The sequence below is a fragment of the Limosilactobacillus walteri genome (assembly GCF_014830205.1).
In the GTDB taxonomy this organism is placed as follows: Bacteria; Bacillota; Bacilli; order Lactobacillales; family Lactobacillaceae; genus Limosilactobacillus; species Limosilactobacillus walteri.
Genome location: NZ_QORN01000011.1, coordinates 1 through 19866 on the forward strand (window position 1 = coordinate 1; position 19866 = coordinate 19866).

General features: G+C 38.1%; 18 protein-coding genes. 11 read left to right on the forward strand and 7 right to left on the reverse strand.

All coding sequences use genetic code 11. From position 1 onward, the window contains the following. A partial coding sequence (locus DTK66_RS03550) for an SDR family oxidoreductase (protein ID WP_191667798.1) occupies positions 1–149 on the forward strand: 149 nt, incomplete at its 5' end. 138 nt (positions 150–287) lie between these two features. Continuing rightward, positions 288–1040 (forward strand): IclR family transcriptional regulator, encoded by a 753-nt coding sequence (locus DTK66_RS03555; protein ID WP_191667799.1) that lies wholly within the window; start codon positions 288–290, stop codon positions 1038–1040. Here the strand turns inward: DTK66_RS03555 and DTK66_RS03560 are convergent. Further along, the gene (locus DTK66_RS03560) at positions 1037–1921 is read right to left on the reverse strand and encodes a LysR family transcriptional regulator (RefSeq protein WP_153931487.1); all 885 of its coding nucleotides are present in this window, start codon (positions 1919–1921) and stop codon (positions 1037–1039) included. The two genes, DTK66_RS03555 and DTK66_RS03560, sit on opposite strands and share 4 nt — an antisense overlap. Before the next feature lie 43 nt (positions 1922–1964). On the opposite strand from DTK66_RS03560, the gene DTK66_RS03565 reads away from it, so the two are divergent. The 3 genes from DTK66_RS03565 (at position 1965) to DTK66_RS03575 (ending at position 3493) form a co-directional block, all read left to right on the forward strand. Continuing rightward, the gene (locus tag DTK66_RS03565; protein ID WP_191667800.1) at positions 1965–2441 is read left to right on the forward strand and encodes a flavodoxin family protein; all 477 of its coding nucleotides are present in this window, start codon (positions 1965–1967) and stop codon (positions 2439–2441) included. 107 nt (positions 2442–2548) lie between these two features. Beyond that, the gene (locus DTK66_RS03570; RefSeq protein ID WP_191667801.1) at positions 2549–2965 is read left to right on the forward strand and encodes a cupin domain-containing protein; all 417 of its coding nucleotides are present in this window, start codon (positions 2549–2551) and stop codon (positions 2963–2965) included. Between the two features lie 72 nt (positions 2966–3037). After that, complete coding sequence (locus DTK66_RS03575) at positions 3038–3493, forward strand: DUF441 domain-containing protein (RefSeq protein ID WP_153931490.1); 456 nt, start codon at positions 3038–3040, stop codon at positions 3491–3493. Between the two features lie 43 nt (positions 3494–3536). Here DTK66_RS03575 and DTK66_RS03580 read toward each other — a convergent pair whose 3' ends face one another. Together DTK66_RS03580 and DTK66_RS03585 are read right to left on the reverse strand one after the other, a co-directional pair. Beyond that, a complete protein-coding gene (locus DTK66_RS03580) occupies positions 3537–4697 on the reverse strand; it encodes an MFS transporter (protein WP_191667802.1) in 1161 nt (386 codons plus the stop codon). A gap of 25 nt (positions 4698–4722) precedes the next feature. Beyond that, entirely contained in the window at positions 4723–6111 is a 1389-nt protein-coding gene (locus DTK66_RS03585; protein WP_191667803.1) for a DHA2 family efflux MFS transporter permease subunit, read from the reverse strand. Between the two features lie 160 nt (positions 6112–6271). Here DTK66_RS03585 and DTK66_RS03590 point away from each other — a divergent pair, with 160 nt between their 5' ends. Continuing rightward, the gene (locus DTK66_RS03590) at positions 6272–6700 is read left to right on the forward strand and encodes a CopY/TcrY family copper transport repressor (RefSeq protein WP_153931225.1); all 429 of its coding nucleotides are present in this window, start codon (positions 6272–6274) and stop codon (positions 6698–6700) included. A gap of 56 nt (positions 6701–6756) precedes the next feature. Here the strand turns inward: DTK66_RS03590 and DTK66_RS03595 are convergent, their stop codons facing one another. Then, positions 6757–8115 carry a hemolysin family protein gene (locus DTK66_RS03595; protein WP_153931226.1) on the reverse strand — a complete coding sequence of 453 codons (1359 nt, stop codon included), beginning with the start codon at positions 8113–8115 and terminating at the stop codon, positions 6757–6759. A 142-nt stretch (positions 8116–8257) separates the two neighbouring features. Between DTK66_RS03595 and DTK66_RS03600 the strand changes: the two genes are divergently transcribed. Further along, positions 8258–9991: an ABC1 kinase family protein gene (locus DTK66_RS03600; protein WP_191667804.1), complete on the forward strand. Its 1734-nt coding sequence runs from the start codon at positions 8258–8260 to the stop codon at positions 9989–9991. A gap of 52 nt (positions 9992–10043) precedes the next feature. Continuing rightward, positions 10044–10814 (forward strand): YdcF family protein, encoded by a 771-nt coding sequence (locus tag DTK66_RS03605; protein WP_225208980.1) that lies wholly within the window; start codon positions 10044–10046, stop codon positions 10812–10814. A gap of 55 nt (positions 10815–10869) precedes the next feature. Here DTK66_RS03605 and DTK66_RS03610 read toward each other — a convergent pair whose 3' ends face one another. Beyond that, on the reverse strand, positions 10870–11262 hold the full coding sequence (locus tag DTK66_RS03610; RefSeq protein WP_153931229.1) for a VOC family protein: 393 nt from the start codon (positions 11260–11262) through the stop codon (positions 10870–10872). A 138-nt stretch (positions 11263–11400) separates the two neighbouring features. Between DTK66_RS03610 and DTK66_RS03615 the strand changes: the two genes are divergently transcribed. Continuing rightward, positions 11401–13914, forward strand: coding sequence for an excinuclease ABC subunit UvrA (locus DTK66_RS03615; protein ID WP_191667806.1), 2514 nt, complete (start codon positions 11401–11403; stop codon positions 13912–13914). A gap of 130 nt (positions 13915–14044) precedes the next feature. Here the strand turns inward: DTK66_RS03615 and DTK66_RS03620 are convergent, their stop codons facing one another. Together DTK66_RS03620 and DTK66_RS03625 are read right to left on the reverse strand one after the other, a co-directional pair. Next, positions 14045–14737, reverse strand: coding sequence for a TVP38/TMEM64 family protein (locus DTK66_RS03620; protein ID WP_153931231.1), 693 nt, complete (start codon positions 14735–14737; stop codon positions 14045–14047). Between the two features lie 5 nt (positions 14738–14742). Then, positions 14743–15990: a DUF2075 domain-containing protein gene (locus DTK66_RS03625; RefSeq protein ID WP_153931232.1), complete on the reverse strand. Its 1248-nt coding sequence runs from the start codon at positions 15988–15990 to the stop codon at positions 14743–14745. A gap of 161 nt (positions 15991–16151) precedes the next feature. Between DTK66_RS03625 and DTK66_RS03630 the strand changes: the two genes are divergently transcribed. Together DTK66_RS03630 and DTK66_RS03635 are read left to right on the forward strand one after the other, a co-directional pair. Continuing rightward, positions 16152–17927 (forward strand): 1-deoxy-D-xylulose-5-phosphate synthase, encoded by a 1776-nt coding sequence (locus tag DTK66_RS03630; protein ID WP_191667807.1) that lies wholly within the window; start codon positions 16152–16154, stop codon positions 17925–17927. A 201-nt stretch (positions 17928–18128) separates the two neighbouring features. Next, a complete protein-coding gene (locus tag DTK66_RS03635; RefSeq protein WP_191667808.1) occupies positions 18129–19829 on the forward strand; it encodes an LPXTG cell wall anchor domain-containing protein in 1701 nt (566 codons plus the stop codon). Positions 19830–19866: the final 37 nt, after the last annotated feature.

Genomic DNA, 19866 nt, shown 5'->3' on the forward strand with positions numbered 1-19866 from the left:
GGAACCAGGAGATCCTTGACCGAATTCCGGCTGGTCACTGGGCTGAGCCTCATGAATTAATGGGCGTGGCTGTCTTCTTAGCAAGTGACGCTGCTAATTACGTAAACGGAACGATTATGCCAGTTGATGGCGGTTACCTTGTTCGCTAAATTTTATTTTAATTAAAAAATGTGGCCGTGGAGATGATCCCAGTCACATTTTTAGTTATTATCCGGTTTGTCTTGCGAAAAGCAATAAAATGTTGTTTGATAGAATTTAGTTAATTTTCAATGAATTGAGTGAACAAAATGGAAAATAAATTATATGGGGCAGTCCTTTTAAAGGCGCGACAAATCCTTGATTATATTGCAAGTGCTGATGAAGCACCGACGCTTCGAGAACTAGATGAGCACCTTGATATTTCTAAACCGACAATCTATAAAATTCTTAAAACGCTTGAATATTGTGGTTATATTCGGGTTGAGGGCGAGGATAAGCATTATTATCTTGGGACGATTTTTTTGCAGTATGCACAAAGTGTTAATAATTCTTTTAATATTGAGGATATTGCAAGACCTTACTTAAAAGAATTACGTGATGCAACTAAGGAAACCGTTAACCTCGGCATTATTGAAGATAACAGTGTTGTTTTACTCTCGAAGCTAGAAAGTACCAATAGTATTAAGCTTGTCTCTTATATTGGTGGCAAGATGCATATGTATTCTTCGGCAATGGGGAAAGCAGTCCTCGCAACATATAATGATAAACAGTTATCGGAATACTTAGCCAATATAACCTTTGAACAATTGACGCCAAACACAATTACGAATACGCAAAAATTGCTCGAAAACATTAACACAATCCGGCAACAAGGGTATTCAATTGATGATATCGAAAACCAGCCAGGCGTTTATTGTTTAGGTTTTGCATTAAATAAAAATGGCCGTAATTTCGGCGCTTTTAGTATCAGTACTCCTGAATATCGAATGGATACGGAAAAAAAGAAACGGTTTGTTGAACTCGGTCAGCAAACTCAACAAAAGATTCTTAATGCAATTTAAGATTCTTGTACTTCTTCATTGACAAATTGGAGAAACCTTTCGATTGCTGGTGAAAGGATGGTGTTTTTTCGCCAAGCTAAGACATCACCGGTTGATTTATTAGGGGTAAGGGAAACAAAGGTGAGACGGGGGTCATGAAAGTTATCATAGACCCCTTTAATTGTTAACGCATAATAGTTACTATTGCGCAATAAAGCAATTGAATTACCTGGCAAGCTTGTTGTAGCGCGAACATTTAGCCTCGTTTGATCAAGTTTTAGAATATCACTGACCTCATCACGAACAATACTCCGGTAAGGTAAAATAAGCGGAAGTTTGTACAAGTCTTCTTTAGTAATGTGCTGGTGATTAGCGAGTGATGCATCCTTATTCATCAGCAACCCCCATTCTTCACGGACAGGAAGTTCAAGAAAATTATATTTAGCTGCTTCAACTGGTTCAAGCATGCAGACAAGATCGTTGATTCCTTCATCTAATTGGCGGCGGAGAATATCACCATCCCCATCAAAAAGGTTAAAAGAAACATGAGGGTACTTTTGCTGAAATTTATAAATTAGTTTAGCCATGTATGGCGAGGCATTGGAGACTGCTGATCCTAAGCTGATTTCACCAGTTAATTCGGCTGTTTGTTGATGAAGATCATTTTCAGTTTGTCGCAGTAATTGTAACATCGTGGTGGCACGTTGTTGGAAAAGAATACCAGCCTTAGTTAACTGGAGACGACGATTTTCCCGATTGAATAGTTTGATATTAAGTTCCTTTTCAAGATCCATTATCTGTCGTGAAAGGGTTGGCTGGGTAATATGTAATTGTTCGGCTGCTTTAGTGATATTATTAGTTTTAGCAACCATTAAGAAGTAACTTAAGACACGGGTTTCCATGATAATCCCCCATTCGTATTTTAGTTATAAGGAGTATTTTATAATGGCAAAACAAGCATTAATTCTATATTATTCACAGTTTAATAATACGGCTAAACTAGCTAGTAAAATCCATAATGTTACGGGTGCGGATATTATGCAAATTAAAGTCAAAACTGATATTTTCCCATCTGATATGCAGGCGACAAATAAAGTTTATCAGCAACAATTAGCCTTGAAACGTTTTCCAGTGTTGACTACGAACCTACCAGACCTGTCGTATTATGACCTTCTCTTAATTGGTGGGCCAGTGTGGGATGGCAAAGTTTCTTCACCCATTATTTCACTGTTGCATCAATTACAAGGTTACTCAGGCACAGTGGCTCCTTTTAGCACTGGCTGGAGTGATTCTGGTGAATATCAAAAAAACTTTGAGATGTGGGCACAGAAGTTAAATGTCACAACAGGATATCACGTTCTAACACATGGTACACCGGCTTTTAGCTCCAAGACACTTTTCTCATGGCTACGAAAGCTTTAATCTACCATAATTCATTTTTGGCATAGCTTACTATTTATAATAAGCTTTTTACATTTCTCACGCTAGTCGTTACGATAAAAACAACGGATTAGTTGGAGGTAATGATAATGTCAAAGAATGAACGAGAAGTTAAAAATGACTTGTTTGGTTTCGGTGATAAAAATGTTGCATTTGCTAAGTATTTTCTAGGGACGAGCTACCTTAATGGCCTTGTATCACCAGATGATAATATTGATGTTAATGTTTCAAATGTTAGTTTTGAACCAGGATGTCGTAATAACTGGCACATTCACCATGACGGCTTTCAGATTCTATTAGTAACTACTGGTGAAGGCTGGTACCAGGAGGAGAGCAAGCCGGCACTATTATTGAAGCCCGGCGATGTTGTTGCTATCCACGAAGGTGTTAAGCACTGGCATGGTGCTACGAAAAATAGTTGGTTCTCCCACATTGCTATTACTAAGGGGACAAGCGAGTGGCTTGAACCGGTCGATGATGAAACCTACAATCAATTATCTAACTAAGCAATTAAGCCCGCTTTATTTTTTATCTGCCTCATCTTTGTTATACTGGATAAAGTTCGAGGAGGAGATTAAATGGAAAGCTGGCTATTTTTAGCTTTAGTATTATTAATTGCCATTGTTGGTCATAATTCATCGTTGATTATTGCAACAGTAGTGGTGATGGCCTTAAAGTTAATTCCTTATACTGCAAAGTGGTTGCCGTTAATCCAGCACAAGGGAATTAACTGGGGCGTGACGGTCATTTCAGTAGCAATTCTAATTCCGATAGCAACTGGTCAGATTGGGTTTGCTGATCTCTGGGCGGCTTTTAAAAATCCCGCAGGTTGGATTGCCGTTGCTGCAGGGATCGCTGTTGCAATTTTATCAAAATATGGTGTCAACCAATTAGCCGCAGTCCCGCAAGTAACAGTTGCTTTGGTTCTAGGGACGATTATTGGTGTCGTTGCTTTTAAGGGAATTGCGGCAGGACCGGTAATTGCAAGTGGGATGACTTATTGTATTGTTAGTTTATTAAACCTACATTTTTAAAAGAAAAGCTATGATTGGGTTAAAGTTGACCAACCATAGCTTTTTAGCTTTGTGTATTTTTAATTAAATAGTAGGAACCAAAAACAGCAATAAGGGCATAAATAGCACCAACATAGCCAATTTGACTAATTTGAACAAAATTTACACTGATTGAAGCCGTTAACGAGCCTACCGAAACCCCGATATTTGTACAAATCGGATTTAATGATGAAGCCAAATTCATTGCTTCGGGGTAATCACGATCAGCAACGTTTAGAAACATGACTTGAAGAATTGATCCTGGCATTCCCAAAATGAAACAAATCAAGCAGAGAACAATAATCCCCAGCCAAGAAAAATGAAACATTAGATTCATTACCATTAAACAAATGAATACCGCACAGCTAATCAATGTTAATTTGGTAATTCCAAAACGGTTAGCGACTACCCCAGAACAAGTATTACCAATAATAAATGTTATTCCGATTAACCCAAGCAACCAGGTAAGTTCAGTTGCGCTAAAGCCTAGGACATTCGTAATAATTGGTCGAATATAAGTATAAAAGGTATATTCGGCTGCCATTAGCATAATCATGACAACAATTCCCAGGGTAATTCGACGATCTTTTAATAACCTAAGCTGGTTACTTAAGGAGGCATTAGCTTGGCGACTATTTCGCGGCACTAGCCAAAAAAGGAAACCGCAAATAATGATAGTTAAAATAGAGATCAGGGCAAAACTATCGCGCCAGGAAAAGGCGTTACTAATAGCAGTTCCAACGGGCACCCCGATAATTGTTGCAATACTGAACCCAGCAAATGTAGAAGCAACTAACATTGCTCGTTTCTCAATTGGCGCGATAATACTAACGAAAACGAGGATTAAAGAAATAATTGCTCCTGCAACTGCTGCAGTTAGGACCCGCGAAACAAACAACCAGAAGAGGTTCGGAGCAAATGCTGTTAAAGTATTGCCGATTAAGAAAATGCCCATTAATACCATGAGGACTTTAAACCGGTCAAATTTACCAGTGAAAGTTGTAATCACTGGTGTACAAATAGCATAAATAATAGCAAAACTGGTAACTAAGAAACCAACTGTTGATAATGAGGCTTGATAACTTTTGGCAATATCAGAAATTACTCCCACAACCATAAATTCATTACAGCCAAGCAAAAACGCTGTCAAGACGAAGATGATTGACTGCAAGCGAAATTTAGACATAGATTTCTCTCCTTTCCATTTTATTTTACACTTTTTCTAATTTTATTTGCGTAGAAATTTTGTGATAAAGCTTGGTGCTCAAATACAAAGATGTTAAGAGCAAGCAAAGGCAAAGAATAAATCCTGCTTGGATGCCAAGATGGGATGATGGATTATGAACCATCTGGTTGACGATTCCAACAACAGCAACGATTAGCGCAGTTCCAAAGGAGGCTGCAATTTGACGAAGAGTATTAAACGTTGCCACAGCATCAGGGACAATTTCATTTGGCAACAATGATAATGCTTGGGTTTGCAAGGGAATTAGCATTGTTACTAAACCAAATTGTCGTACGGTCTGAAACAGAGTAATCATCACCACGGAACTTCGCGCCCCAATCGCTGCTTGTCCAATCGTCCCGAGAATATCAATTATTAGTCCAGCACCAACTAGGATTTTAATGGGATAAATATCATAAAAATGACCACTCGTCGTTGAAAGCAACCCCGTTAAGATTGCGCCGGGAAGAACTGCAATTGCAGAAATAACGGTACTTTGTCCTAAGACTATTTGGACTAATAATGGAATTAATATTGCATTACCATACATTGTGGCAGTGATTAGCATATTGATAATGGTTGCTAAAACGAACTGTTTATGAGCGAAAATACTGAAATTAATTAATTGTCGGTTATTATGCCCCTGGTCTAGGAAAAATAAAAATAGGGCGAGCAGGCCAACGCTAATATAACCAGCGACGTTGAATGAGGATAATGAATTATTGGAAACGTTTGAAAGTCCCATCAATAGTGACAGTAGACCTATTGTTACTAAGATTAACGCTAATGTATTAAATTGGGGATGTTCGTTGTGGGGGATAGCTGGTAGAAAAAAGAACGAAAGGACCAATGTTGCAATAGCAAACGGGATAATTAATAAGAAAAGATATCGCCATGAGAAAAAATGTAAAAGGAAACCGGAAAAGGCAGGGCCAAGGATGGGGGCACAGTTAAATGCTAAGCCAATGATCCCCATAATCTGTCCTTTTTTACCCGGCTTGGCATAACGAATCGCCAATACATTTACCAGTGGCATCATCATACCAGCGCCCACTGCTTGAATCATCCGAGCAACTACAATAAGATTAAAACTCCATGCGAACGCTCCAACAATTGTACCTAGCAGGAAAACACCTGCAAAAATAATAAATAAGCTCTTAAATGAGAAACGTTTGATTAGAAAAGAACTCACAGGGATCATGAGAGCATTCACAAGCATGTAGCCATTTGTTACCCACTGGACTTGGGCTTCGCTAATGTTAAAAACGTGCATAAAGGTCGGTAGTGCGATATTCATTAAGGTTGAGCAGAGTAGACCAAAAAAAGTCCCAAAGACCATGATAATTAAAGCATGGCGAATTTGTTGATTTTCCATTAGATTTGATAAATTACTCCTTAAAAGAATTGAACAGTATTAGAGTGTACTAGTGCTGGTAGTAAAGTCAATGATAAATTTATTGTGAATTTGCAAGTAATTAAATAAATGATAAAATAGATCTAGAATTATTTACATTTGTAAACGCAGGAGGGGTTAAATGGATATTAATTTAGAAATAACTCCCGCTGAATGGCAGGTCATGCGAGTAGTTTGGAGTTTAAAACAAACAACCAGTAGTCAAATTATTGAAATATTACAAAGAAAAGTTGATTGGAAGCCAGCAACTATAAAGACCCTATTGCGACGGTTAGTTGATAAAAAAGCTCTATCGGCAACACGGCAGGGCCGCGGCTTCATTTACCAGCCACTAGTAGCTGAACAGCAAACAATGGATCAAGCGGCTGATAATTTGTTTGATAATATTTGTGAGCGTCACGTGGGATGCACCCTTGAGCACGTGATTAGTAATGCTACTCTTAGTAAAGAGGACATAAAGAACCTGCAATCAATACTATCAACAAAGCTCAAAGATTCTCCAACGCAAGTAAAGTGTAATTGTATTCCAGGTATGAAAATGGATTGTTAACAAGCTTAAAGCTCTCTGTAGTGGGCAAATTCCCATTACAGAGAGCTTTTTAATGATTATTTTTTATCTTCATCATTATTATCGTTGGTCTTTTTCTTCTTAGGCTTGATATATACTACCTTAAATTTATTAACGTATGCGTTTTTTAAATCAAGCGGTGTAAATGAGAAGTTATCAACTCTAATTGGTTGCCCGACTTTAAGATCATATTGCCGTTCAAGGAAGAAACCAGTTAAAGTTGTTACTTCTGAATTATCAAATTGTTCAATATTAGTATCAAAGTATCGTTCAAAATCATCCAACGGCATCTTACCAGATACTTCAAATGTTGGATTTCCCTTACTATCGGGATCTTTCTTTTCAATCATATCCGAAGTAGCATGGTCAATTTCTTCGCCAACTGTCCCAAATAATTCTTCGTAAATGTCCTTATCTGTAATAATTCCAGAAGTACCACCATATTCGTCTTGGACAACAACAATTGGTACTTGTTTTTTCATCATTTCAGCGAGTACATTAGTAAGTTGTTCATTCTCATACACAATTGGGATCCGTCGCATAATCGTACGGACTGATTGTTGCGGATTAATTTGATTCTGTCGCATAATGTCATAAGCAAAAACATATCCCAAAATATGATCTTTATCGTTATTCGCAACAACTGGAAAACGAGTAAATTTCTTCTCGAAATATAAATTAGCTGCGTCTTCAATGGATGCTGTAATATCAATGACTGCTAACTGTGTTCGATCAATCATGATATCTTCAGCCACTTTATCATTCATCTCAAAAGCTCGTTGCATAAAGATAACATCCTCTTTATCCATTTCACCAGCTTTCTCAGATTGCTGTGAGAGGGTCATAATTTCATTTTGGGAGTAAGTATCTTCTTCGGGTTGGACGTTAAAACCAAGCATCTTTGTAATGGCGGCTGCAACAACAGCAAACAACCACACAAATGGGTAAAATACAGTGTGGAAGAATTGAACTGGATGAACAATCGCTAGTAAAATTGGAACTGGTCGGTCAATCGCCATATTTTTAGGAACTAAGTCAGTAAAGACCGCGTGGAAGAATGTAAAAATCAAAACACCGATAATAGGTGCAATGGCTTGAAGAACATCATGCGGAATTAGTTCGACCTTAAGCAATAAATCGGTAATAAATTCATCACCAATCCATCCTAATACTAATGAAGTCATGGTAACCCCAACTTGGGCAGTTGATAAGTATTCGTTAAGGTTTCCTACCATATGTTCAGCACGCTTAACCTTGCGGGTTTGCCGAAGCTCCTTTAGCTCACTCGGTCGAACTTTAACTACCGAGTACTCTAAAAGCGTAAACAAGGCTGCTAACAGTAAAATTAAAATAATGATAATTAATCTAAACCAATATGAATCCCATAATCCATTCATCGTTTAAAAAATTCACCTAAACTTTCATAAATAATTTACCGATTACTATTGTATCAGCAAAACAGCTTAAGCGGGAGGCAAATTAATTTTTTTGTGACTTAAAATGATAAAATAGAAGAAAATTAAGTAGGAGAGAAAATAAATGACTAGTAATGAAGAAGATATTAAAAAAAGCACCCGTCTTCATAAGATAATGCAAGTAATGCGGAAGTACCATTTTGTCAGTAATTTTTATCACCAAACTAACCCGCAGGAAATTTGTCAAGCATTACAAGAATTAGGGCCTACTTTTATAAAACTGGGGCAAATTTTATCTACACGTCCAGATTTGGTTTCACCAAGTTATATAAAAGAATTGCGACGGTTGCAAGACCAGGTAAAGGCAGATGATTATGCAACAGTTGAGCATACATTCAAAGAAGAAACTGGTAAGAGTATCAATGATGTATTTGCCAGCTTTGAAAAAAAGCCGTTTGCATCAGCATCAATTGGCCAGGTCCATCATGCAACATTAAAAGATGGAACAGCGGTTGTGGTAAAAGTGCAACATCCAGAAGTAGGAGCACTTGTAAATACTGATCTTACTTTGTTGCGAAAAGCAGTTGTTTTATTCAAATACGTTCCCCAAGATATTGCAGTGGTAGATCTTAATAAGGTTATTGACGAGTTAAGCGCGTCATTATTAAGCGAAGTGAATACGCTAGATGAAGCCCGAAATGGGGAGGAATTTTATAAGCTTAATAATGGTGACGGTCCTATTCGCGTACCTAAAGTATACTTAAAGTATTGTGCACCTAAAGTTCTTGTTAATGAAGCCATGCCTGGCAAAAGCATTCGCTATTTGTTCAATAAGGATAACAATGATCCAAAGATAATGAAAACTAATCACGAAATTGCGATAACACTTGTTAATAATTTCTTGAAGCAAGTGTTTGTTGACCATTTTTTCCATGCTGATCCTCATCCTGGCAATATTTTGATATCTGAACTGCCGCTTAATAATGATAGCGAAGATTTTACGACGGTCAGACACCTAGAAAAGACGATTAACAAGACCACTTTGACCTACGAAAAGCAGCAAAAGCTCCCTAATTACCGGGTTGTTTACCTTGATTTTGGGATGATGGGGCATTTAACACCAGCAATGGCAAATAGTATTGCAAATATTGTTATCACAATTAATACCAAAGATACCCGTAAAATCGGGAAAGCCGTTTTAGATGTTTGTAACCGTACGGGAGAAGTAGATGAAAATGCTTTCTACAAGGAATTAGGAGTGTTTATTCAACCATACTTTTCAGCGGGGTTAGGTGATATTGACTTTGTAAAAATGCTTTACCAGATTGTTCAATTGTGTAAGAAAAACCACTTACAAATGCGGGGAGAAGTCACGATGCTAATGAAAGCTTTTGGAACGTTAGAAAGTTCTGTGGCCCGCTTAGATCCTGAAATATCGATGTTGGAGGTAGCCCAGTCGTTCGGCCGACGTTATTTAAAACGCAACTTTAATTGGCGGTCGGCCCTCGATAATAATCTAATAAACCTTTTTTTTGCGGGGCAAGCAACTAGCAAAATGCCAGCAAAAATCAACGAGCTAATTGATACATTTGTTAGCGGGGACGCAAAAGTTGATTTGCAATATAAAAATGAGCAACGGGTACTAAAGCAGATTGAACGCCTTATGAACCGTTTTATGATTGCTATTATTTTAGCAGCAGTGATTTTGGGGTCCTCCTTATTAGTTGAAGGAACTTCTCCGCATTCACATATTTACCGTTTAGGAGTAAGCGGGTATATCATTTCAATTATCATCATAATTCTTTTAGTGCTAACGGAGGCAATTCATCGTTGGCGAACATGGCGAAAGAAGCGATAAAATGATAACTTTAGGATTAATTAACGCACTCGTTTGTTGTATATGTTGGGGGATGACTATTCGAATAATTTTGATTCGTCGTTTTAAGGATACCAAAGCTGTTATTAACCATAATTTATATGCTTTTGTTCTCATGGTTATTAATCTTTTCATTGTGATCCCGCTTTTTTTCTACTTATTTACTTTTATTCCATTTTACTCGGTTATTTGGCACTTAATTGTATTAGCAGCAGTTGTTGATATCTTAAGTACATTTAATTTGATATTGTTCTGTATATACAGTTGTTTCACGCGGATGAACCGTTGCCCTGCTAATGTGCAAATAATTATCGTGTTAGGGGCGGCTATTAACAATGGCCATGTTTCACCAGTATTGGCAAGCCGGTTAAATCATGCTGTTCATTGTTGGCAAAAACATCTCCAAGCTAAGGTTATTGTTTCGGGTGGCAAGGCACAGTCTGAACGATTGTCAGAAGCAGCTGCAATGACAAATTACTTAGTCACCCACGGAATCCCATTAGTAAAAATTATTCAAGAACCTCATGCTCGAAATACTCGGCAAAATTTGCTTTTTAGCAGTCGGCTAATTGCCTCGCCAACAGCGCAGGTAGTGGTGGTTACTAGCGATTTCCATGTTTTAAGAGCCCATTTGGACGCTAAAAAAATAGGGTTACATTGGCATTTCTTAGGGACTAAAACACCGTGGCCGTTTCGCGCATTAACCTTTATTCGTGATTATCTTGGCGTTCTTCGCGACCATCGTTGGCTAGCCGGTAGTATTTTACTTGTCGGAGTTATTATTGCGGAACTACTCCTAACATAAAAAGCGTTTAGGCACCGTTTTGCGGGTATTATAGCCGTCTTGGAAGCCTAACGCTTTATTTGTTTTTATATACAGAGATCTCAATCAAGTTATTGTCAGGGTCATAAACATAAAGTGAAGTCATTTTTCCTTCAGCGCCTTGCCTTTCGACTGGGCCAGCAACGAGATCGATGTAGTAACTGTTTAAATGGTGGATAATATCATCAATACTATCACCTGCGACAAGGCACAGATCTGCAGCGCCGATTGTTGGATGAGCAGCCTTTAACGCTGTAGGCCGTTCCGCTTTCTGTAGACGGATTAATTGATGCCCGCACCTAAGCGTGATTAAATCTTCATCATTTTGGTTTTCGAGAATAGGCATGTCAAATACTTCATGGTAAAACCTCATTGACTCTTCTAAGTTAGTTACCGTTAAAACGACATGGTCAATTCGTCGCATTTTCATAATATATGTCTCCCTTAAATTAAAATCATTGTCTATTATACAAGCTCATGGTGTAATATGGCAAAGACCTAGATTAGTTGTATAATAAATTGCTGTGACTGTCGTAAGCTGATAAACAAAAAGAAAGGGGCGTTCGTCATGGAAAAGACAGAACTACCAATGCAAATTGAAGTACGGGGTGGTCGTGTACATAATTTAAAAAATATTAACATTAATATCCCGTTACATAAGTTTGTTGCAATTTCTGGCTTATCCGGGTCAGGAAAAAGCTCACTGGCAATGGGAATCTTATATGAAGAAGGATCGCGCCGGTACTTAGAAGCGTTATCAACATATACCAGACGACGGATTAAGCTGGGAGCGCAAGCTGATGTTACAAGTGTTAAGCATATTCCATCAGCTTTGGCGTTAAAGCAACGCCCATCAATCCCTTCCGAACGTGCAACAGTTGGGACAATGAGCGAAATGTTGAATGTTATTCGATTAATTTTTTCCCGCCTTGGCGAACCATTTTGTCCGAATGGTCATCGTTTAAAGCCAAGCTTAGAAATTGCCGAAGCGATGAGTAAAAGCGGGGATGAAATGGGGCAAGTAACTTGTCCTGTTTGTGGCAAAAAATTTTATGCTTATAGCGCTGAAGATTTTGCTTTTAATTCTGATGGCGCGTGTGACCGGTGTCATGGAACAGGAATGATACGAACACTTGATGAGAGCAAGTTAATTGGGGATGAAAATTTAAGCCTTGCTGACGGGGCAGTTGCCTCATGGCACTTACCTGGTCGTAATTTTATGCCGAGTGTTGCTGAACAGGCTGGTGTACGAATTCATGTCCCGTATAAAGAACTTACAGCTAAAGAAAAAGAATTTGTTTTGAACGGCCCCAAGAAAAAGTTTAAAATGGATTTTCGTTCTGGAACCGGAAGAGTTTTTCATGACTTTAACGCGCTGTACGAAAATGCCCATGAGGCCGTACTAGCTTCTGCTAAAAGCAGTAAAAGTGAGCGAGCACAGAAGCGGATTAGTGAGTTTTTCCATTACTCAGTTTGTCCTGTATGCCATGGGTCGCGACTAAAACCTGCTCTTTTGCGGCAATTAGCAGGGGGCTTAAATATTGCTCAAGTAAGCAATCTTACTCTTGGTGAACTGCCACAATGGAAGCAAAATGTTTTAGCAGCTCTGCCAACAAATATGAGTAAAATTGCCGTTTCAATATTTAAGGAATTTGATGATAACCTTCGACCCTTGCGCGAGCTTGGTCTTGATTATTTAACTCTTTCGCGTAATGGTAATTCTTTATCAACTGGAGAATTACAACGAATTCAACTTGCCCGCACTCTTCGGACACAAACTACTGGGGTATTATATATTCTGGATGAGCCGTCTATTGGACTGCATCCTGATAATATTAGTGGTTTACTAAATGTTTTTAAGGAGTTAGTAGCCCAAGGCAACTCCTTAGTAGTGGTTGACCACAGTGTTGACATTATTAAGGAAGCGGACTGGATTATTGAGATTGGTCCTGGGTCAGGAGCGCAGGGTGGTAAAATCCTGACAGAAGGAACGCCAGCAGCGATTGCACAAAACCACCAGTCAAAAATTGGTCCATATCTCAATGGGACAGCAAAATTAATCAGTCGACCATTAGCAGAAAAAGCAGAAAAGCAGGATATTTCGTTTGAAGTAAAAGATTTTTACAATCTTAAAGATGTAAAAGCAGCCATCCCTGTCAATCGATTAACAGCAGTTACTGGCTTTTCAGGAGCAGGAAAAACAAGTTTGATTCTTGATAGTTTAGTACCTGCAATTAAGGCTAAGGCGACAGGTAAGAGTTTGCCTAGGCAAGTAGCAGCTTTATCTACACCATTAACGGAGGTTGTTAGTGTTGATGCAGCGCCAATTGGGAAAACGAATCGTTCAACAGTAGCTACCTATACGAATATTATGGATAATTTGCGGAAATTATTTGCAGCCCAGCCTTTAGCAAAAGAGAAGCATTATACCCCGTCTTATTTTTCTTACAATAACAAGCAAGGTGCTTGCCCAACTTGCGGGGGCGCCGGGGTGGTAACTTTAGATATTCAGTTTCTACCTGACATGCAGCAAACATGCCCGACTTGTAACGGTGACCGTTATAATCAAAACATCCAAGCTGTCAAGTGGCATAATTATTCTATTGTTGACTTACTGAAGCTGGATATTTCTTCAGCCATCAAAGTATTTAAGGATGTCCCTAAAATAGAACGGGAATTACAATTACTAGATGAAGTTGGCCTCAGTTACTTACACCTTGGTGAAAGCACGCCTAGTCTTTCAGGAGGAGAAGCCCAGCGTTTGAAGTTAGTTAAGCACTTAAATCACAACCAAAGTGAAACTCTGTTTGTTTTTGATGAGCCGACGATTGGCTTGCATCCCCTCGATGTAAAGACTCTTCTTAGTGTTATGCAACAGTTGCTTAACCGTGGAGCGACTATTGTTACTATTACTCATGATTTGAACTTAATAATTAACGCTGACTATATGCTTGACTTAGGACCTCGTGGAGGCCGAAATGGCGGAAAAATTGTAGCCCAAGGTAAACCGCTAGATTTAGTAAAAGAGCCCCGCAGTTTAACAAGTAAGTATCTTGCAAAATATTGGCATAGTTTTCAATAGATTAAATTTGGGAGAAAGAGAGGCTGGAAAAAGACTCTTAGTCCAAAGTAAAACCGGATGATGAATTTTTCAAAAAGTTCATCATCCGGTTTTATGTATCAAAATCATACCATAGGGCATACAGATTTAATTATTTAGTAAATTCTCTTTCTTCGTGATATTGCCAAATCTTTTTAATAAGAAGATAGAAACAGAGAAGGACTAAAATAGCAATTCCGACCCCAATTAGGCGTCTAACATTACCCTTGAAAATAGCATCCCCACCAAAAGCGTATAGGAATGAAGTAGGGGCCATCCCAACAATAACCATTGCAAGGTAATGTTTCCGATCAACATTTAATTGGGCACCAGCATAGTTGACTAAAACGCTTGGAATGACAGGAATCATAAAACCAATCGTTAATGCAATTAATGGGTGCTTTTGATGGAGTAAATAACTAAGTAATTTATTCTTCTTTACTCGTTTTGATAAATCAATTTTGCGGATAATACTCATAACAGCGCAATTTCCTAAAATGTTTCCTGACCAATTAATTAAAAAACCGCCAATCGGCCCATAACAAAGTCCAGCAAAAATACAAACAACAGAGTTAGACATACCTGGAATTGCATTTAAAATGCCAATTAAAGCAATTAAAAGGAACATGTCAGTGAAGCCATGACTACGAATCATGTGAAGAAGCTTTTCTTTATTGTGAGTATTAAAATTAAGAAGAAGTTCAATTTCCGGTCGATATGTGCGATAGATAAAATAAATAATGATAACTGCCAAGCAAATAGCGCCAACAATTAACCAAGTTTTATTTAAACGATGATCTTTCATAACTATTAATCCTCCTTAGGAAGTTTAAATCCTGCTTCGTGAAATAGTGAAACTAAGGAGCAACGTAAAAGAGGATCATGGGCATAAAGATATGTTCCGTAAACGCCGCGTTTAAATAGAACATTTAATGAATTCATAATCATTCTTTTTTCGATGTTTTTAATTTCGGTGGGGTCGGTTAAGTCTTGTCGCCTCTTAAAGGCTTCAATATCTGTATATTTATCAAGATTTACTTGGAGATGGCCAGTCTGCGGGGCTTGACTAATTGGCGGTCCAATGATAATTCCCGTGTAATTGAGGTCGAATCCCTGACATGTATAAATAGAGCCAACCTCATTAATTGTTTGCGGTAGTTCAGCCCACGGGGTAGTGGTGTAGTTATATTGGTCCCAAGGCATCTTAAAATCGCCTTCTTCAATATAGTGCTTACCGCCATCTAGGGTTGAAGGATATCCAGATGTTGATAAGACTCGTGATAAACCAACTTCATTATTTCGTTGAACAATTGCTTTGCGCATTTCTTCTGCATTATCATAAATACGAAAGTCATAGTGGTCCCGCGCTGAAAATGGAAGAGGTGTTAATTGATAATTTGTAAAATCGTTAAACCATTGGATTAGTTCATCGCTTGCATTCATCCGAAACATATGGGTAAGATAATGATCTTTATGCGGATATTGGTGAGTAATTGCCTGTAGCCGTTGGGGGGTCCAGAGACTCTTCATACGAAGCACTTGGTATTGATCAAAGACAATGATAACAACTTTAGCGCGACGAATGATTTCAACAAGTTGATTTTCATGATAGAAATTATTGTAATGGTCAGCCTTGGAAAGGAGCAGGTGGGCTTCATCAATAACTGCGATATCGATCTTTTCTTCTTTTTTGTCAAGCTGATTGATTAAGGAGGTCGGGCGGGCAAAATCTTTTTTGTATAGTTCTTTAATGGGCCCTGCAATCTCCTTATAGACTTTAAGAATTTCTGGGTGGTTAACTAAAAAATAGTTATTAGTATGGTAGAAGGCAGAAGCCGGCTGAGTTCGGGCAGCTTTCTGCAAGCGATCAAATAACTGCGATAGTACCACGCTTTTACCAGTGCCCGCATCACCGTATATCGTATAAACTGCTGGATAATTTGTCTGCAAGTGTTGTTTAGCAAAACTCAATATATCTTCAACAAGAACTTCTTGTTCAGCTGTTAAAGTTTTAAATGGGGAGATTTTATTGATTGCTGCGTTATCCATATTTTTCATAGCTATTTCCTTTTCAACGATTTACTCTCTATTTTAATGGTATCGAAATGAGGTAAATTCGTCAATTTGAACATAAGAGCAATTTACGCACTGCTTTAGAAAGTGTTAAAATGATATAAGCAATAATTATATCAATGTAAAATTAAAAAGGAGTGGAATAGATGAATCTGCATCCTGATTACCTTTTAAATGAAGTTAATGAGCCAAGTGATATTAAGCAGATGTCACTTGAAGAACTAAAGCAATTAGCAACTGAAATGCGTCAATTAGTTTTAGAACGTGATGCTAAAATCGGGGGACATGTGGGGCCTAACCTTGGTGTAATGGAATTGACGCTTGCCTTTCACTATGTTTTCGATTCACCCCATGATAAAGTGATTTGGGATGTCTCCCATCAAAGTTACGCTCATAAAATGTTAACAGGCCGTAAATTAGGCTTCTTAGATCCTGACCACTATGAAGATGTTACTGGTTATACATCTCCAGAAGAAAGTGTTCATGATTTCTTTGAGATCGGGCACACTTCTACTTCTATATCGTTAGCAGTGGGGATGGCGCAAGCACGTGATCTAATTAGACCTCAATCGCATAATAATATTATGGCTGTTATCGGTGATGGTTCCTTGAGTGGCGGCTTAGCTTTCGAAGGGCTAAATAATGCTGCAAAGCTTAATTCTAATCTGATTATTCTGGTAAATGACAACCAGATGTCAATTGATGAGGATCAGGGCGGATTATACAAGGGACTTAAAGAGCTACGTGAGACTGATGGCAAATCGCCAAACAATATCTTTAAGTTTATGGGCCTTGATTATAAATACGTTGCTGACGGAAACGATTTGCAAACGATGATTGATACTTTTAAAGAGATCAAAGGCATTGATCATCCAATTGTCCTACACGTTAATACGTTAAAAGGAAAAGGATATACGCCAGCGGTTGAGAAAAAAATGAAGTACCATTGGCGGGCTCCCTTTGACTTAAAAACTGGTGAAGACAAGGTTAAATCAAGCGGGGAATCTTATAGTGATGCAATCTTAGCAGAATTAGACCGTCAAATTGACGACGGTAAGCCAGTTGTTGCAATTAACGCAGCGATTCCGGGTGCATTTAATCTTAGCAAATTCAAAGCAAACCATCCAGACCGTTATTATGATGTTGGCATTGCAGAACAGGATTCAATCACTACCGCAGTCGCAATGGCAGAAGCAGGGGCCCGTCCCGTTGTTTTCCAAAATAGTACATTTTTACAGCGGGCATATGATCAATTAATTCATGATATGGCATTAAATGATGCGCCAGTCGTGATGATTGTTCGTGGTGGTTCAATTTCTGAAGGCTCTGCTACCCACCAAGGAACCTTTGATATTTCGATGATTAGTGATTTGCCAAACATTGAATATTTGGCACCAACTAATGTTGAAGAGATGATCTCAATGTTACGCTGGGCAATTAACCAAACTGACGAACCAGTAGCAATTAGGCAGCCTGAAAAACCATTGCTACACGGTACACCAACCCAGGATGACTACAGTACCATTAAATACGATATCGCCCATCATGGTAGCGAGGTTGCAATAATGGCAGTTGGTGATTTCTGGAAATTGGGTGAAGAGGTGCGAAAAGAATTAAAAGAAAAGCTTAACATTGATGCCACATTGATTAATCCAAAATCTGTTACAGGAATCGATTCAAATGTTCTTCATCATTTAGCAGAAAACCATGATGTTGTGGTTACACTTGAAGATGGTATCCTAAGTGGTGGCTTTGGTGAAACGATTGCACGGTATTATGGGCCAAAGAATATGAAAGTTCTTAATTTTGGTGCACCGCGGGAATTTGCAGATAATGTTCCTACCGAAGTGATGTACGAATGGTATCACTTAACACCAAAACAGATTGTTGATGACGTTGAACAAGTTATTCACTCATTGTAATAGAAAAGCTGTCATGACAAGCTTTATGGCTTGTGGATGATGGCTTTTTTATGTTTAAATTTAGGACTCCTTTTTCTTGCTATTGTCCGAATGAGGCATCGGTGGGACTTTTGGGCGATAAAATTTTGAAGCAAAAAATGCAAATAACGATTTTTTACGTATATATATTAATAGAGTCACTTAAAAAGGAGTTATTTTATTATGCAATTAAGAAGTACGACCCCATTATCGAATGCCTATTTTTTAGGTTTAGCAACTGCATCAGCAATTATTACTTTAGGGCTAAACGCTCCGTCCGCACTAGCAGCAGATATGGACGATCAACCGTCAAATATTATAAAAACAGTAAAAGGTGATAAGACGCCTCAACTAGAAACCGTCCAAGTAAAACGGGTTATTTATTTTCACTTACTAAGTGGTTCACAGAAAGTGGAACAAGTGTCGTATGCCCATCGCCAAGTATCAGGCAATACTACTAAATGGACGATTGAGCCGTTTGATGATGTTCCTATTCCGCAACAAGTGCGGTTTAAGCCTACCCTAGATAAAATTCCAGCAATCACTGAAGTAGATGATCTATCCTATTTTGATCGATCAATTGACGTTTTTTACCATCCCCTCGATGAGGAAGATGAAGAAGATGCACATGTAGATCAAAAAACAAAGGATAACGAAACCCAAACTGAGCATAACAATATAAAAACTAAAGATGAACAGGTAGGAACTACCGAAATTCAAAATAAGGATGAGGCAGTACAAAGTGAAGTAATTTCGTATTCAGATAAGGCTACCAATACTATTGAAATTTTAACTAAGGATGCAGCAACCCAGCAAGATAATCAAGGAGTAGATATATCAACTATTACTAATCCAATAGAACAGACTAGTCAAGAAACCCAAACCAATGTTTTGACTAACGATCAAGGAGTGGGAGACGATGAAGTAGTGACTAGAGATATTGGTGTAGGAATTGAGGATTATCGATATAAAGATCAAAAGATACAGACCGATAATCTCATAATTTCTCAAGCCGATGCAACAACGATGACTGATTTTGTAAATACTAATGATATCGGAACCGGCGATAATAAAATTGATGATTTAAGCGAAACGCCTAAGGTTACAGCAAGCTCACAAACAGTGTATCATACCAATGAAATAGGTGTTGGGGATGAGGAACCTATTGTAATCGCTACGGGAGATATTGATAAAGGGGACAAATCAACCCAAACTAATGCTCAAGAATTAAAAGATTCAATAACACAAACAGAATCAAATCTCCAAGATAGTAAGCAAACCCAGACAATTGTTCCACTATCAATTGAGCAGGGGACAACGATGGAAATAACTAATAATGATCAAGAAATTCAAACCGATAGTTATCAAATTGATTATGGAACGCAAACAGATAATATCGTTAGTAAAGAAACCGGCACACAAACAGTATTAGCTCCTAAACATAATGAAACTACAAGTACTTACCAACAGCCAAGTGTTGTTACTCAAACGAACGATTCTGATAATCATGTTCAAAGTCTCCAAGTGAAGGATGGGAATGAGCAAGCAGCAACAAATACTAGCAATTTTGGATCATTGGCAATAGCTGATGATTTGACACCAGCATCCCGTGAAAATAATCAAACAAGCACTAACAAAATCAAAGGGCAGAAGATAGAAGGTGAAGAACACTTACATAAACGAATAGCAAAAGCTAATCATTCATTAGTATCGCTAACAGAGAAAGCAACCCAGAATAATAAAAGAAACCGGCAAAAATCATTACCACAAACCGGTAATAATACTAGTACATTAACGACATTAGCAGGGATAGGTATAACCCTTTTGACTGCGGGGATGAGTCTCTTTTCATTACACAAACAGCAAAAATCTAAAATAAAATAAAAAAATTTTAAATAACTACTTGCATTCTTAATTTTCT

Coding starts and splice junctions, on each gene's coding strand:
- DTK66_RS03565 (WP_191667800.1), top strand. CDS start 1,965: ATGGCAAAACAAGCATTAATTCTATATTATTCACAGTTTAATAATACG.
- DTK66_RS03585 (WP_191667803.1), bottom strand. CDS start 6,111: ATGGAAAATCAACAAATTCGCCATGCTTTAATTATCATGGTCTTTGGG.
- DTK66_RS03595 (WP_153931226.1), bottom strand. CDS start 8,115: ATGAATGGATTATGGGATTCATATTGGTTTAGATTAATTATCATTATT.
- DTK66_RS03580 (WP_191667802.1), bottom strand. CDS start 4,697: ATGTCTAAATTTCGCTTGCAGTCAATCATCTTCGTCTTGACAGCGTTT.
- DTK66_RS03630 (WP_191667807.1), top strand. CDS start 16,152: ATGAATCTGCATCCTGATTACCTTTTAAATGAAGTTAATGAGCCAAGT.
- DTK66_RS03615 (WP_191667806.1), top strand. CDS start 11,401: ATGGAAAAGACAGAACTACCAATGCAAATTGAAGTACGGGGTGGTCGT.
- DTK66_RS03560 (WP_153931487.1), bottom strand. CDS start 1,921: ATGGAAACCCGTGTCTTAAGTTACTTCTTAATGGTTGCTAAAACTAAT.
- DTK66_RS03625 (WP_153931232.1), bottom strand. CDS start 15,990: ATGAAAAATATGGATAACGCAGCAATCAATAAAATCTCCCCATTTAAA.
- DTK66_RS03575 (WP_153931490.1), top strand. CDS start 3,038: ATGGAAAGCTGGCTATTTTTAGCTTTAGTATTATTAATTGCCATTGTT.
- DTK66_RS03605 (WP_225208980.1), top strand. CDS start 10,044: ATGACTATTCGAATAATTTTGATTCGTCGTTTTAAGGATACCAAAGCT.
- DTK66_RS03610 (WP_153931229.1), bottom strand. CDS start 11,262: ATGAAAATGCGACGAATTGACCATGTCGTTTTAACGGTAACTAACTTA.
- DTK66_RS03570 (WP_191667801.1), top strand. CDS start 2,549: ATGTCAAAGAATGAACGAGAAGTTAAAAATGACTTGTTTGGTTTCGGT.
- DTK66_RS03620 (WP_153931231.1), bottom strand. CDS start 14,737: ATGAAAGATCATCGTTTAAATAAAACTTGGTTAATTGTTGGCGCTATT.
- DTK66_RS03555 (WP_191667799.1), top strand. CDS start 288: ATGGAAAATAAATTATATGGGGCAGTCCTTTTAAAGGCGCGACAAATC.
- DTK66_RS03590 (WP_153931225.1), top strand. CDS start 6,272: ATGGATATTAATTTAGAAATAACTCCCGCTGAATGGCAGGTCATGCGA.
- DTK66_RS03600 (WP_191667804.1), top strand. CDS start 8,258: ATGACTAGTAATGAAGAAGATATTAAAAAAAGCACCCGTCTTCATAAG.
- DTK66_RS03635 (WP_191667808.1), top strand. CDS start 18,129: ATGCAATTAAGAAGTACGACCCCATTATCGAATGCCTATTTTTTAGGT.